The organism is Candidatus Neomarinimicrobiota bacterium (assembly GCA_017656425.1).
Lineage (GTDB): Bacteria > Fidelibacterota > UBA2242 > UBA2242 > B5-G15 > JACDNV01.
The window spans coordinates 111,149-126,537 of the sequence record JACDNV010000008.1 but is presented as its reverse complement, the minus strand read 5'-3'; the positions used below and the strand labels follow the sequence as shown (position 1 = coordinate 126,537).

The following is a 15,389-nucleotide window of genomic DNA, read 5'->3' as shown; positions in this document are numbered from 1 at the left end:
ATAAATTTATTATCTGACGTAATAGGAAAATTTTTGCTTTCTTTTTTAAAAAATAATATTATTTATTGTTAATTATTTATATTTATTTCCCTAAAACTTTATCTATTAACCCATACTTCTTTGCTTCTTCAGACGACATAAAAAAGTTTCTGTCGGTATCTTTGGCAATCTTTTCAACCGGCTGACCTGTCAGTTCTGCTAAAATATTATTTATTCTATCTCGCAGACTAACAATTTCTCTTGCATGAATTTCAATATCAGCTGCCTGACCTTCCACACCACCCCATGGTTGATGAATCATAATCCTTGAGTTTGGTAAAGCAGACCTCTTCCCTTTAGCACCTGCTGCAAGTAAGATCGCTGCCATGCTTGCAGCTTGACCCATACAGATTGTGGCTACATCAGGTTTTACATATCTCAATGTATCATATATTGCAAGACCTGCTGTAACAATACCTCCAGGACAATTAATGTACAAATAAATATCTCTATCAGGATCTTCTGCTTCAAGAAACAATAGTTGAGCTATTACCAAACTTGCAACATGATCATCTATCGCCTGACCAAGAAATATTATTCTGTCTTTCAGGAGTCTAGAATATATATCATAAGCACGTTCTACAACCCCGGTTTTCTCTATAACTATTGGAACGTATGCCTGATTGATTTCGTTCTTATTTCTCTTCATTGTATATTCCTCTTCATTAAGTCACTAACTTTTATTTTATTTATTTTAACCTTTGCAAATTGTTTTATATGATCCATTACCTTCTGTGATAACAGGTCCATTTCCAATCTATTTCTGATATCCTTCCTTCGATAATAATTAATGATATTAATTCTCTGGTCTTCTGGATAATTATTAGCAATCTCTTTGATTGTGTCTTCAACCTCAATTGCATCTACGGTTATATTTTCTTCCTCGGCAATCTTTTTCTCTATCAAAAACCATTTTATATCGTGTATTGCAATGGAGCGGTATTCTTCTCGGACTTTATCTTCATTTATTTCTTCTTTTGATCTTGCCCTTATATTTTCAATAAGTTTTTCTAAGTAGGCATTTATTCTTGACTCAGGAACTTTCATTTCAGTATTCAAAACAAAATAATTTACTATCTCTCTTTCAAACTCTTCTTCAGCCTTCCTATCCCACTCCGAGTTTAAATATTCAAATACTTTTTTCTTCAAATCTTCAAGGTTTTTTACTCCCTCGAAATTTTTCTCTACAAACTCATCGTTTAATTCAGGATATATTTTTTCTTCGATCTTTTTTACAGAAATTTCATAACTTTTTTCATTTCCTTTTTCATCGGACAAGCGTATTTTAACTTTTTCTCCTTTCTTCGCTCCGATGAGTCCCTCAGCTCCTGGCTGACCAAAAATACCTTCACCTACTTTTATCATTCTATCCTCAATTTTCCTGCCTAATATCGGGATACCCCCTTCTCCCAATTCCTGTATATCACAGATTATAAAATCTCCGTTTGCTGCCCCATCGAGTTTTTCCCTGGATTGCGCATAGTTCTCCTTTAATTCATCAAGATAAGCTTCTACCTCCTTGTCTGAAATAATATAATTGTTTTTCACAACCGTAAATCCTTTTTTATATGCAGGTAGCTCAAATTCAGGGTCAAATTCAATCTCTGTTGTAAATAAAAATCCTTCATCTTCTTTTAAAGTAACATCGCCGATAGCTATATCTACATAATCCTCAAGTTTTTCATCCTTAATTATTTTCTCCATTGATTCTGAAATAATGTTGCTTGATAATTCCCTTTCTACATCTTCTCTCAAAATATTTTTAGCAATATTAACGGGTACTTTACCCGGCCTGAAACCTTTTATAGACAGGTTTTCCCTTAGCTTCTCAAAAATTTTGTCATATTGATCCCTGATTTCTTCCCAGTCAAATTCTACTGTTAGTTTTTTCTTTGTCTGGTCGATATCTTTAACACTAACTTTCATTAGATTCCTTCCTCTTAAGTTCAAGTAATTTAACGTGTGCCGCGGGCGAGAGTCGAACTCGCATGGTCACAAGACCACTGGATCCTAAGTCCAGCGCGTCTACCAGTTCCGCCACCGCGGCATATCAGGTTCCCATAAAAAACCAATAAATTTAACCCGAAAATCGATAAATATCCAAAAGCAAAAAGGGAAACACTTACCCCCTTTTCGAAGAAATGCTCCATCCAATCCGCACTAACTGCCAGACCAAAGAAAAATCTCTTCACTTCAATAACACAAATTTCCTGACCTCCCCAAACCCGGTAGAAGTTTCAAGCGCATAAAAATACACTCCACCATACAACCGCATACCATCCAGCCGGACCAGATACTTCCCGGGAGAATACTTCTTTTTCTCCAGAGGAACAGCAGCCTCTCTTTCCATCGTATCAAGAATCTTCAACGATACCCTCTCATCCCTGGTCACTATAAACTCTATTACAGTAACTCTGTTAAAAGGATTAGGATAATTCTGAGATAAAACGCACGAACTTAACACCCTCTCCTCTCATTCTCCAATACCAGCCGAGCTCCTGGTAATAAGTACTGAAAAAGAGTCAACCCAGAACACAGAACCGCCGCTCATAATATCAACTCTAAACCTCGCATATGCACTATCAGGAGCAGTATTACTAAACTTTATATACTGCTTTCTATCCCCAACTGCTGCTGTCCCAGGAGGTATATCACCATAAGAAGAGGTCACAACTACAGGCAAAGTCGCAAAAGTGTCCAGACATGAAACCTTCGCCGTCACATCACGAGCAGTAGCTTCCTCACTCGTATTCTTCAACACGAATTGGAATTTCAAACGATCACCATGATTTGGTACCGTATCAGAAGAAGTAATTTCAAATTTTTCAAGCACCACGGGACCTATGGTTGTAAAACGCGATTGATCATATGACAAAAAAGAAAAATCCGCCTCCGAATCGATTACGGCAATGGCTATTTCAAACTCATCCTCGAAATCGGGCACAGGCATACCGCACCCCCACAAACCATCGCCTACGCCATCATCACCATGAGAACCATCATCAAACATAGCAAACGAATCCTGCTTCGCGGAATAAAAAGGACACAAAACCGTATAAACACCCACTTTACGATTAAAAGGATTTCTAAGGCGTGAGAGCACAATCAAAGAGTCTTTCCCCTTCTTAGCAAAGAACTGTGAAACTGAAACATCATAAGGTCTTAATTTGTAAACATTCAGACTAAATCTATCTATCTCCTCTCCTTTGTCACTGATACTCCGGAAATGCAAAAGCTTATCGCTAATCTCAACAGTACAAAAATGGTTCTCCATCGCAGCAACAACAACATTTCCTTGTTTAACTGGAGAGTAAAGCGGTGCTCCACCTCCTCCCGTTGTAATGTGAACAACATCTCCTACTTCCGCCCTCGAATAAAAGTGATTGTGTCCCGCAAAAACTATAGACACACCATACTCGGTGCACAGCGGATGTATATAATTTTGCACCATAACGTTGTTGGGATGTTTACCTCCTGCAGTATACCCCGGCTCATGAAGGACAATAAATTTCCACTTCTTTCCTGTACTAGCCAGGTCATTAACAAGCCACTCATATTGAACAGAACCAGGATCATAGCCCGTATACTGGTCGAGGATAACGAAATGAGCTGGTCCATAATCAAAAGACCAATATCTCCCTCCTACAAATGGATACGGAAAATATTTCTCAAAAAGCACCCCGTTTTTTTCATGATTACCCATACAGGCCTGATACGGAAGGTGACCAAGCATCTTTATTATATCCGGATAGGACGGATTAAAAAACTGTTCATCCCAGTAATCTTCAGAGTCTCCGTTACTCACAAGGTCCCCAACCGATATAACCAGCGTATGGAAAGAAGAATCAGCTTCATATAGCTCATTAATACCCCTCGCGACTCTATTATGCGTCTCTGGATAAGAACGAGTATCGCCATAGACAAAAAACTTTACAGAGGAGACATCCTCCTCAGGAGCAGCTCTAAAAGAACCTCTGAAAGTATCAACTCCAGCTATCACCTCATAGTGATATAGATTTCCAGGAACCAGATTCGAAATCACGTACTTATGTTGATGATCGTTATTGTATTCCGACGTCTGAGCCACTCCATCGGAAAAAGTAGTATCCTCTCCCCACCTAATAGTACAGGTTAACGTTTTATTCATCTGCCACAATACCACCATCTCACCCGGATTACCGTTATAAATAAGATAGGGAGCTTTCCGTATATCCTGCCATCCAAGAACTGTGCTAACAAAAATGGTAGCTAAAACAAAAAACAACTGTTGAAAGGTCTTACTCATTCCATTTCCACTCTTTTCAACAACCATTAAAAAGTTTAGACAAACCTGTTTAAATAACCAAGAAGGGCAAACTAGACCAACCCCTCAACAAGGGAAAGCCAAAAAACATTACCAAAACACCAAGAGATAGACCGCTTAAAAAGAAACATTTAAAGAATATCTCGGATTATCCCCAATGACAGATGGAAAGAAACCAGTCTTTGCCCAGCTACTGAAGTAATCTACAAATTTCTCCCACAGCATTTCTTATACTTTTTCCCACTTCCACATGGGCAGGGATCATTACGCCCAACCTTTCGGGTAACCCTTACGGGAACTCCCCTCGGAGACTCCGTTGGACCGCCCGGACGGAATTCTGCATTTGAAGGAGGAGAAGGCACTTCACGCGCAGGCACCATGAAGCCAAGCCCTATTGAATCCTCATGCACAGTACGGTAAGGAGCCGGCCTCCTTACCCTTCGCTCCTCCTCCGGTACAGCAATCTGCACCCTAAAGCACAATCTCAGTGACTCTCTATTAATCTCATCCAGCATTTCAACAAAGGCGTTAAAACCCTCCGCTTTGTATTCCAGGAGAGGGTCTTTCTGAGCATAGGCCCGCCAATTAATCCCTTCCCTCAATTGATCCATAAAGTATAAATGATCCTTCCATTTATCATCAATGGTTCGTAATATCACGAATTTTTCAAGTAATCTCATATTTTCATTGCCAATTAACTGCTCTCGGTGATCATAATATTTTACCGCTTTCTCAATAATTAAACGCTTCAACTCAGATATAGAATATTCCTGTAATTCTTCCATCTCTATGTTTATACCAAGGATGTTGAATACCTCACCCTTTAAACCAATCCAATCCCAATCTTCAGGGTGCTCCCTCTTATGGGTATATTTCTCTATAATTGCATCAATCCAATCTTCCAACATTTCGAAAAGCAATTCTTTTAAGTTATCATTCCTGAGTACAAAATTTCTTCTCTTATAAATAACCTCTCTTTGTTGATTTAAAACATCATCAAATTCCAGCAGCCGTTTTCTTATATAATAATTTCTTGCCTCAACTCTTTTCTGTGCCCTTTCAATAGATCGAGTTATCATAGGGTGAGTTATAACCTGACCTTCTTCTACACCCAATCTGTCCATTATCGAGGCTATTCTTTCACTTCCAAATAATCTCATTAAATCATCTTCAAGAGATAAAAAGAACCTTGATGAACCAGGGTCACCCTGTCTCCCGGCTCGACCTCTCAATTGTAAATCTATTCTTCTTGCCTCGTGCCTTTCTGTACCGACTATATGTAATCCTCCGAGTTCCTTTACTCCCTTACCAAGCTTTATATCAGTTCCTCTACCCGCCATATTTGTAGCAATAGTTACAGCACCACGCTCACCAGCCCTGGCAACAATCTCTGCCTCCCTTTTGTGATGCTTCGCGTTTAGTACATTATGGGGTATTCCTCTACGTTTTAACATCCTTGAGAGTGTCTCCGAAACTTCAACACTGATAGTCCCAACGAGAACAGGCCGTCCTTTTCTATGGCACTCCTCTATCTCTTTTATGATTGCGTTGTATTTTTCGCGCTTTGTCTTATAAACTTGATCATCGTAATCTATCCTGATGCATGGTTTATTCGTTGGTATAACAACGACATCCAGCTTATAAATATCATGAAATTCCTGCGCCTCCGTTTCAGCTGTTCCTGTCATACCAGCAAGCTTTTCGTACATTCTGAAATAATTTTGCAAAGTAATAGTAGCAAATGTTTGTGTTTCTTCCTCAATCTTGACACCCTCTTTAGCCTCAATTGCCTGATGCAATCCATCACTATATCTTCTACCAGGTAAAATTCTGCCTGTAAACTCATCTACAATTAAAACTTTTCCATCTTGGACAACATACTCTACATCCTTTTCAAAAAGTGTGTAGGCACGGAGAAGCTGGGAAATATTATGATATCTCTCTGATATTTCTGAATGCCTTCTGTCAATCTCTAGCTTCCTCATCTCTATTTCTTTCGGAGATAGAGATTCATCATTATCAATTTTCGCAAACTCCTCACCTATATCCGGGATTACAAGCTCATCTACAGATATACCAAGAAATGAAGCAAGCTTTTCTTCGCCTTTGCTGGTCAAAGTTATTGTATTTTGTTTCTCCTCTATAAAATAATAAAGATCTTTGAAATATTCATCCTGGCTTATCGATGATCCGGTTTTCGAACTTGTAAGTAGTAGATACTCTTTTTCTCCCTCCTGAAGCGCCTTCTGATAATAAGGCTCCTCAAGAAGTCTTCTAAGTCTTCTATGCTTCGGCATACCTTGGGATGCAATAAAAAGAGTTCTCGCTATTTCTTTTTCATCTGTTACTTTTCCTGGATCATCAGGAACTGTTGACAGCATCTTTGTGATGGTTTCCATCTGTAATCTGACAAGTCTAGAAACAGCTGGATTAAGTTCCTTAAAGACCTGGTTCCTGGTGCTTGAAACAGGCCCTGATATAATAAGAGGTGTCCTTGCTTCATCAATCAGGACACTATCAACCTCATCAACTATTGCATAATAATGCCCCCGCTGAACCTGATCATCAGGAGATAAAGCCATATTATCTCTCAAATAATCGAATCCAAATTCATTATTGGTACCATAGGTAATATCGCAATTATACGCTGCCTTTCTTTCCTCAGTATTCATACTATTTAAAATACAACCCACTGTTAAACCCAGCTCTTTATAAATCATACCCATCCATTCACTATCTCGCTGGGCTAGATAATCATTAACTGTAACAATATGGACACCCCTCCCAGTCAGAGCATTCAGATAAGCTGGCATTGTAGCTACCAACGTCTTACCTTCGCCTGTCTTCATCTCTGCTATTTTACCCTGATGCAAAACTATGGCACCCATCAACTGCACATCAAAAGGGATCATATTCCAGGTTGTTTTCTGTCCGACAACAGTCCACTCTTGACCAACCAGCCTCCTGCATACCTCTTTGACCATTGCAAAAGCTTCAGGCAAGATCTCATCAAGTACACTTTGTTCTGCTTTGAAAATTATCTTCTTTCTTTCCTCTTCTGTAATATCATCTTTTTCAATTGATTTTTCAGCTTCTTCTCTTGCATTCTTTATCATCTGTTTAAATTCTTCAGTTCTCTGACGAAGCTTCTCAATTGGTACATTTGACAAGGACTTATATATTTCGTTTATTTTTTCTACAATTGGATACAGCTTTTTTAACTCCCTCTCATTGGAGGTACCAAAAATTTTTGTTAATAGACTTAAAAACCCCATAATCAATACCTTTACTTAATCCTCAGTTGGATTAAACTTATCTTAGAATATAATGTTCTACACTTATAATAAAATCACGACAAGAGCTATACCTTTTCTATTAAGCCATGCTCGATTAAAGTTCGCAGTATAGCATCAAGGATACCATTTACAAAAGCACTACTATTATCCGTAGAATATTTTTTTGCTATTTCTATTGCCTCTGCTATTGAGACTTTCGGGGGTATATCATCAAAATATAAAAATTCACAAATAGCCATTCGCATGATTAATCTATCTACAACCGCTATCCTATCAAATTCCCAATTCAATGACTTCTCTTTAATATACTTATCTAACTCTTCTTTATTAGTTGCCGCTTTCTTGAAAAGCTCACGTGCAAACTCCTTGAGCTCTTCCGAAAGATCAGACTGATTTATTATATATTCTTCAACTGTCTGCACCGGATCTTCCGATAATTCCTGAGCATACAAAGATTGTAATACTAATTCTCTTGCCGCTCTTCTTTCTCTCATTTTTCAATTACCTTAATCTTTCAAAGACGCACACAAATTTAAAACTTATTTTAAAATAATTAAGGTATTTTTTATAGTAGAACTACGATTTAAAGCCTCCGGAGAAAATTCATATCGAGGTGAAACTAAAATTTCATCAATAAAATAATAGACACGCCCCCTTTCCCCTTAAGACTCTCTAATTGATGTAAACGCCTTTTACTTTCTCTCCAGCTTAATCTTATAGTGCATTTATCGTTCAATTCATAATTTAATCCAAAGATAAAACTCGAACCCCAGAATTCATAATCCTGAAGCAAACAATACTTTTTCTTTTCTCCTACTCTTTTTCCTTTTATCCATAAAACCAGTTCTTTAAAACACCCTGCTCCTGCAGATAAATAATAATTTTCAAACAGATTTATTCTCAACAACGTATAAAACTCCACTTCAGGCATAAAGATTGATACCTTTAATTCGTCAGGATCATGCTCTAAAATAAAACCGCTATTATGGAAAGCTAACCCGAGATTTAAAAAGTTAACGGTTTTTTCGATTCCAAGACTAAAGGATGAAATGTATTTTGCATTTTGTTTGTAAAAGTAAATCAATTCAGATAAACGGAACATATACTCACCAAAACGATGTAGATATCTATTCAAACCAACAAATAGCCGTAAATCATTATTAACAACTTTTCCTTCCGCATATTTTTTTAAGCCGGTATTTTTAAACCCGATTCTATTCAAATTTTTTAAATTAAGTGTATAAGATTTAAATCTGATACCATCATATTCCATGGATTCAGAATTACCAACATTTGCCCACCATGATTCGTTATACCTCAATTCTATATTCTCTGCAACTTTTTTAAAAAGACCATAACCAGTCAATATATTCATTAAATAAAAAATACCTTTACTGTTTATTCCATATCCTGTTTCATTTATATCATATCCATTATATAAGTCAATTCTTCTCCCCGCCCGAAAATAAAAGGTTTCAAAAAATCCTATCTCGTATCCCCTCATGACAGTAACTAAATAATCTGGCTTTGATCTTATAACATTTCTAAGAAAGTCAATATCACCAAAAACCAACTGATATTCGTAGTTATCCTCCCCATCATTGCCAAAGAATTCAACAAAACTGTCTTTACCTTCCCTTGCTCCTTTTAACTCAAAGATTTTCCAGTTATCCCTTGTTAAAATATCAAATGTGAACGATGTACCCAATCTTCCAATTAAAGGGTAGGGAACTTTTTCTAAACTATATGAAGGACTTAAGGATTTTCTATCTAAACCAATATTGCACAAGCTGTAACCAAACGAAATCCAAAAATCATATTTAAAATAACTTTGCTCACTAGAAAAACCAAAGGGCAGAGTTACTATAAGTCCTAAATCCATGAGTTTTGATTTTATTGTTCGGTAATTCTTCAGACTTTCATCAACAAATTTTCCAGTTACACTGATACTTAGCAGAAGATGTAAGTAATTCTTTTTAATTGCAGTCAGATAACTCGCATTAATAGTATTTGAATGTAAGGAATAATCATTAAAACTATCTGTTTCGTACCCGGATTCATTATCTTTATAATACTGTCTTAATTGAACTTCATCAAAATCAAATACATTTTTCCCAACATTCAAGCTTAAAGTTCGACTTTTCCCGGGATTATTAAAGGAAAAACTTATAAAATTATTTCTTAAATGAACATTTTCTATCTCTAGGGAATTCATAGAATTGAACCCAATGGACAATCCCTCCATATCGTACAAACCATTCGCCGGATTAAACACATATGAAAATATATCACTCGATGGCAGAGAACAACCCACTTCCCCCATTCCATTAAATGTGGGTGATATGGAAATATTCAACCAATCTTGCGCATTAAGTTGAAAAATGAATACATATAGCAAAAATAACGTGAGCAATATGTTGCATCTTTTCATTTTTTACTCTTTCTTATTTATTTAAAAAAGTAAATTTAAAACCAACATTATAATATATCTTAGGGAATAAGTCCATTTCCATTATTGAGTATGTTATATAAGGCGATAATACAATGCCATTCTTTAGCCCTATATTTGAACCCAAATAAATATTAAAAGCGTTACTAATTTTTTTATTTTCAAACAGCAAATTTTTTTCCACTGTCACTTTTCTTATTTGAAAACCTACAAAATAAGACAAATTAATATATTTTCTGTACATTATCACAAAAGTAGCATTTTCACCAACATCAAAAGTTCTAAATCCATAAGCTTCCGATTCCTCAACAAAAACTTCACTGGAATCCTCATCATTAATTACTTTATATTCTGTCACTATTTCATTATAACCGGAAGCCATACTTCCTATCCTATCATATCTCATAACCATATTAAATTTTCCTAACGGTAAATTTACCCTTACAAAACCATCAGACCATATCAAATTCTCCTTCAAATGATATCTATATACTCTTTTGGGTATCACATATTTACCAAAGGCGCCGGTGATATTCATTCCAACTGATATATAATCATTTAATCCAGCTCCCATTTCCAAATTTGCCAACCATAGAAGGTTGTATATATAGAAGTGACTTACATTATAAATCGAAGTGGTGTCTGTATATATAATCCCAGAATCCATTCTTGTGACTTTTGTATTACCAAACTTCTTCTGAACTCCACCACTAATATAAACATCTCCCTTCCTGAGTATAATTCCATTATCAACGACATTCAATGGTATTGATGTTGCCGAATATGTATAAGATTCCCTTCTAATAGGCACATATTTAAGAGGCACATAGTTAGCACAACTAAAAAGCAAAATAGTCGAAAATAAAACCAAAAGTATACATTTCTTCTTTTTCATATAAAACCCTTCGATTATTTGATATTCATTACATCATTCAATTTATTTTTAATTTAAAAAAAATAATTTTAAAGCAACAAAATTCATATCAGATATATGTAGTTGTTATATTCAATTAAGATAATTGAAATTATTAAATTTCATTTTAAAGAATAAAATGCTCATTCAATTACTTTATCTTGACTAACCAATTAAAAAAAAGTATATTTCACGCTGTCCTTGAAAACCTAGCAGGAGAAAATAAATGGAAGTAAAACTAGATTCACTATTAGAGAAAATAAAGAAGGATGGTATTGAGGAAGCTGAAAGAGAAAAAGAAAAAATAATAGCTGAAGCAAAAGCTAACGCCAATTCAATTATTGAAAAAGCAAAAAAAGAAGCTGAAAAGATCATAGAAAATGCTAATACTGAATCTGAGAAGTTATACAAAAATGCTGAATCCTCAATCAAGCAGGCAGCCAGAGATACCATACTCTCCACCAGAGAAAAAATAATGGAATTATTTGGAAAAACGTTACAACGCGAAATTTCCAGCAGTCTGAAACCGGACTTGATCTCTTCTATCATTATAAAAATAGTAGAGAGCTGGGTAAAAGATCAAAGCATTGATGTAATTGTCAGCCAGGATGAAGCAAAAAAAATTCGGGACATGGTAACATTAAAAATAAAAAAGGACCTGAAAAATACCGTGACAATAAAGCCAGATCCAACAATCACTGCTGGATTCAAGATCGGGATCAAAGGTGAAAACCTATATTATGACTTTACCGATGAGACATTGGCAGAAATACTAAAAAACTATTTGACACCAACCGTTAGAGAATTGCTTGAGAAATAAATGGATAAATACTACTATTTTGTAGCACAATTACCTTATTTACATTTCGATAAAGAAACATATATGAATATTGAATTGTTCTTCAACGAAGGTTTAAAATGGCTATCAAATAAGGATTATAACGTTTTAAAAAGCATAAATATCAATGAGTACCAGATAAAACCGTATGATCCTGAAATAGTAAAAAAGTACAAACAATTTGAATATGAACTACGCCTGGATATGGCAAATTATCGAAGAGCGAAGAAGATGTCACAAGAATACAAGACCAAGTATGTCCCTTCTGGAATTCTGAGAGAATCAACTCCACTTGAAATAGAAAAAGCACTAATGAAAGCAAGATGGGATTTTATTGATGAGCTTGAGATAGATCATCATTTTGATCTGGAAAAGCTAATAACTTATTTACTAAAGCTTCAAATACTTGAACGATTGTTCACCTTTAACAAAGAGAAAGGTTTTGAAAAATTCAAACAAACATGTGAAGTGAACTATGAGTAAAGTAAAAATTGGAAAAATAGCGGGTATAACAGGCAATATGATTGCCGTGGAAGTAGATGGCGAGATAATGCAAAATGAAGTTGGTTATGCCATCACTACAGAAAAAGAAAGCCTAAAATCTGAAGTGATTCGAGTAGCTGGCAATAGAGCCTTTATGCAGGTTTTCGAAAGCACAAAGGGGTTAAGAATTGGAGATACCGTTGAATTCACAGGAGAAATGCTATCTGTGGATTTGGGTCCGGGAATCCTAACAAAGGTTTACGATGGTTTGCAAAACCCTCTAAATGCTCTTGCGGATAAACATGGATTTTTTCTGGTTCGTGGTGCTATGGAAAATCCCCTTGATTACCAAAGTGAATGGGAATTTACTCCTACCGTAAAAGTCGGTGATACAGTAACAGGCGGTATCGCTGTAGGCTGGGTACCTGAAGGTATTTTCAAACATTACATATTTGTCCCCTTTTATCTACATAAGGAATACAAGATAAAACATATTGTTAAAAAGGGCATATATAAAGTTAAAGATATTGTAGCTATAATTGAGGATGAAAGGGGAAGAGAAATTGAAATTACCATGCATTTCTCTTGGCCTGTTAAGATACCGATAAAAGCCTATAAAGAGAAATTAGTCCCTACTGAACCATTGGTTACAAAAGTAAGAATTATTGACACCTTTTTCCCTATTGCAAGAGGGGGAACATATTGTATTCCAGGTCCATTTGGTGCCGGCAAGACAGTATTACAACATATCACATCAAGACATGCAGAAGCTGATGTAGTCATAATTGCTGCATGCGGAGAACGCGCTGGGGAAGTTGTAGAAATTTTAAGAGAATACCCCGAGCTTAATGACCCTCGTACTGGTAGATCTCTGATGGAAAGAACGGTAATAATATGCAACACCAGTTCTATGCCCGTTGCTGCAAGAGAAGCCTCTGTTTATACAGCAACCACAATTGGTGAATATTACAGGCAGATGGGATTAAATGTGCTCCTTCTTGCGGACTCGACATCTCGCTGGGCTCAGGCAATGCGAGAGGTATCAGGTCGATTGGAGGAAATCCCCGGCGAAGAGGCGTTTCCAGCATATCTGGAATCAAGAATAGCACAATTCTATGAAAGAGCCGGGCTTGTTAGACTCTATGATGGAAGACTCGGGAGCTTAACCATCGGAGGCACAGTAAGCCCTGCTGGAGGTAATTTTGAAGAACCTGTGACACAGGCAACGCTAAAAGTAGTTGGTGCATTCCACGGGCTCTCAAGGGAGAGAGCAAATGCTCGACGTTTCCCATCGATACACCCTCTTGAAAGCTGGTCAAAGTATAGAAGTTTTATAGAAAAAGAAAAAATTGAATATGCAAGAGGCATTTTATTCAAAGGTAATGAAATCCATCAAATGATGCTTGTAGTTGGGGAGGAAGGTACATCCCTTGAGGACTTTGTAATTTATTTAAAATCTGAATTCCTTGACGCTGTCTATTTACAACAAAATGCATTTGATGAAGTGGACGCTGCATCTTCCCCTGAAAGACAAAAATATGTATTCGATGTAGTATATGATATTTTAAAAAGAGATTACAATTTCAAAGATAAGAATCAAGCACGTGATTTCTTCTATAAACTTCGCCAGTCATTTATTGACTGGAACTATATTAAGATGGACACTGATGAATTCAATAAACAGGAGAAATCTATTAAACAACTTGTAGAGGAATATACTAAAAATGAAGAGAGTATATAACAAAATATTAAGCATAACAGGTAACGTCATATCATTGAAGGCTACAGGTGTAGCCTATGAGGAGCTGGCTGAAATAACAACTCAGCGAGGGAAGTCGCTTGCACAGGTTATTAAAATTGACGGTGACATTGTCTACTTACAGGTATTTGCTGGAAGTCAGGGTATCACAACAAACGATGAAGTAAGATTTCTTGGACATCCTATGCTGGTTACTTTCTCCGACAATATGCTGGGTAGAATCTTCGACGGAAGCGGTATGCCCAGGGATAATGGTCCTGCTTTAACTGATTTGCTCATCCCGGTAGCAGGTCCACCAGTCAACCCGGCAAAAAGAATAATTCCACGCAGGATGATCAGGACAAATATACCCATGATTGATGTTTTCAATTCTCTTGTAGTATCTCAAAAGCTCCCTATATTCTCTGTATCAGGTGAACCATATAACCAACTTTTAGCGAGAATAGCACTCCAGGCAGAAGTGGACATGATCATACTCGGCGGTATTGGATTAAAGTACGATGAATATATGTACTTTAGAAATACACTTGAGGAAGGTGGTGCACTCTTCAGGTCAATATTTTTCATACACACAGCTTCTGACCCAATAGTTGAAGGTTTAATGGTTCCGGATCTCTGCCTCGCTGTTGCTGAAAAGTTTGCTCTAAAAGGAAAAGATGTACTTGTCCTACTCACTGATATGACAAACTTTGCAGATGCGCTAAAAGAAATTGCAATTACAATGGAGCAGGTACCTTCAAATAGGGGATATCCTGGCGATCTTTATAGCCAGCTTGCAGCCAGATATGAAAAAGCCGTTGACTTTGAGGGAGCGGGCTCAGTAACAATCCTTGCAGTTACCACGATGCCCGGCGATGATGTAACTCATCCTGTGCCTGACAATACAGGTTATATTACAGAAGGACAGTTTTATCTAAGGAATGGGAGAATCGAACCATTTGGTTCATTAAGTCGACTAAAGCAAAACGTCAATGCAGCAACTCGTGAAGACCATAGAGCTATAATGGACGGAATGATCCAGCTCTATGCTCAGTACTTAGAAACAGAAGAAAAAAGAGCAATGGGATTCCGAATGACTGATTGGGATAAAAAACTCTTAAAATATGGTAAGCTGTTCGAACAAAAAATGATGGACTTATCAGTAAATATACCTCTTGAGGAAGCACTCGATCTTGGATGGAAAATACTGGCAGAATGTTTCAAACCCGAAGAGACAGGACTCAGAACTGAACTGATTAAAAAATTCTGGCCTGACCTGAAAGAAGTAGAAAAAGAAAAGGAAGAGATAAAAGAAGCAACTGTCAAATAA

12 protein-coding genes and 1 tRNA gene are annotated in these 15,389 nt (G+C 36.6%); 4 read left to right on the top strand and 9 right to left on the bottom strand.

Annotated features, from left to right (window positions below):
• Positions 1–82 precede the first annotated feature (82 nt).
• The 9 genes from clpP to H0Z29_07250 form a co-directional block, all read right to left on the bottom strand.
• Positions 83–688: an ATP-dependent Clp endopeptidase proteolytic subunit ClpP gene (gene clpP / locus H0Z29_07290; protein ID MBO8131303.1), complete on the bottom strand. Its 606-nt coding sequence runs from the start codon at positions 686–688 to the stop codon at positions 83–85.
• The gene (gene tig / locus H0Z29_07285; GenBank protein ID MBO8131302.1) at positions 685–1,965 is read right to left on the bottom strand and encodes a trigger factor; all 1,281 of its coding nucleotides are present in this window, start codon (positions 1,963–1,965) and stop codon (positions 685–687) included. Before tig ends, clpP begins: the two co-directional genes overlap by 4 nt.
• Positions 1,966–2,002: 37 nt before the next feature.
• A tRNA-Leu gene (locus tag H0Z29_07280) sits at positions 2,003–2,086 on the bottom strand.
• A 141-nt stretch (positions 2,087–2,227) separates the two neighbouring features.
• The gene (locus H0Z29_07275) at positions 2,228–2,503 is read right to left on the bottom strand and encodes a hypothetical protein (protein MBO8131301.1); all 276 of its coding nucleotides are present in this window, start codon (positions 2,501–2,503) and stop codon (positions 2,228–2,230) included.
• Between the two features lie 9 nt (positions 2,504–2,512).
• Positions 2,513–4,324, bottom strand: coding sequence for a metallophosphoesterase family protein (locus H0Z29_07270; GenBank protein ID MBO8131300.1), 1,812 nt, complete (start codon positions 4,322–4,324; stop codon positions 2,513–2,515).
• Positions 4,325–4,545: 221 nt separating this feature from the next.
• Positions 4,546–7,617: a preprotein translocase subunit SecA gene (gene secA / locus H0Z29_07265; protein MBO8131299.1), complete on the bottom strand. Its 3,072-nt coding sequence runs from the start codon at positions 7,615–7,617 to the stop codon at positions 4,546–4,548.
• An 86-nt stretch (positions 7,618–7,703) separates the two neighbouring features.
• Positions 7,704–8,132, bottom strand: coding sequence for a transcription antitermination factor NusB (gene nusB, locus H0Z29_07260; protein MBO8131298.1), 429 nt, complete (start codon positions 8,130–8,132; stop codon positions 7,704–7,706).
• 125 nt (positions 8,133–8,257) lie between these two features.
• Positions 8,258–10,069, bottom strand: coding sequence for a hypothetical protein (locus tag H0Z29_07255; GenBank protein ID MBO8131297.1), 1,812 nt, complete (start codon positions 10,067–10,069; stop codon positions 8,258–8,260).
• A gap of 13 nt (positions 10,070–10,082) precedes the next feature.
• Positions 10,083–10,982 (bottom strand): hypothetical protein, encoded by a 900-nt coding sequence (locus H0Z29_07250; GenBank protein MBO8131296.1) that lies wholly within the window; start codon positions 10,980–10,982, stop codon positions 10,083–10,085.
• Between the two features lie 244 nt (positions 10,983–11,226).
• On the opposite strand from H0Z29_07250, the gene H0Z29_07245 reads away from it, so the two are divergent.
• From H0Z29_07245 to H0Z29_07230, 4 genes are read left to right on the top strand one after another with little or no spacing between them, the layout of a single operon-like run.
• Complete coding sequence (locus tag H0Z29_07245; protein ID MBO8131295.1) at positions 11,227–11,820, top strand: hypothetical protein; 594 nt, start codon at positions 11,227–11,229, stop codon at positions 11,818–11,820.
• Positions 11,821–12,321: a DUF2764 family protein gene (locus tag H0Z29_07240; protein MBO8131294.1), complete on the top strand. Its 501-nt coding sequence runs from the start codon at positions 11,821–11,823 to the stop codon at positions 12,319–12,321.
• Complete coding sequence (locus H0Z29_07235) at positions 12,314–14,062, top strand: V-type ATP synthase subunit A (protein ID MBO8131293.1); 1,749 nt, start codon at positions 12,314–12,316, stop codon at positions 14,060–14,062. Before H0Z29_07240 ends, H0Z29_07235 begins: the two co-directional genes overlap by 8 nt.
• A complete protein-coding gene (locus H0Z29_07230; GenBank protein MBO8131292.1) occupies positions 14,046–15,389 on the top strand; it encodes a V-type ATP synthase subunit B in 1,344 nt (447 codons plus the stop codon). The genes H0Z29_07235 and H0Z29_07230 overlap by 17 nt, the downstream gene beginning before the upstream one ends.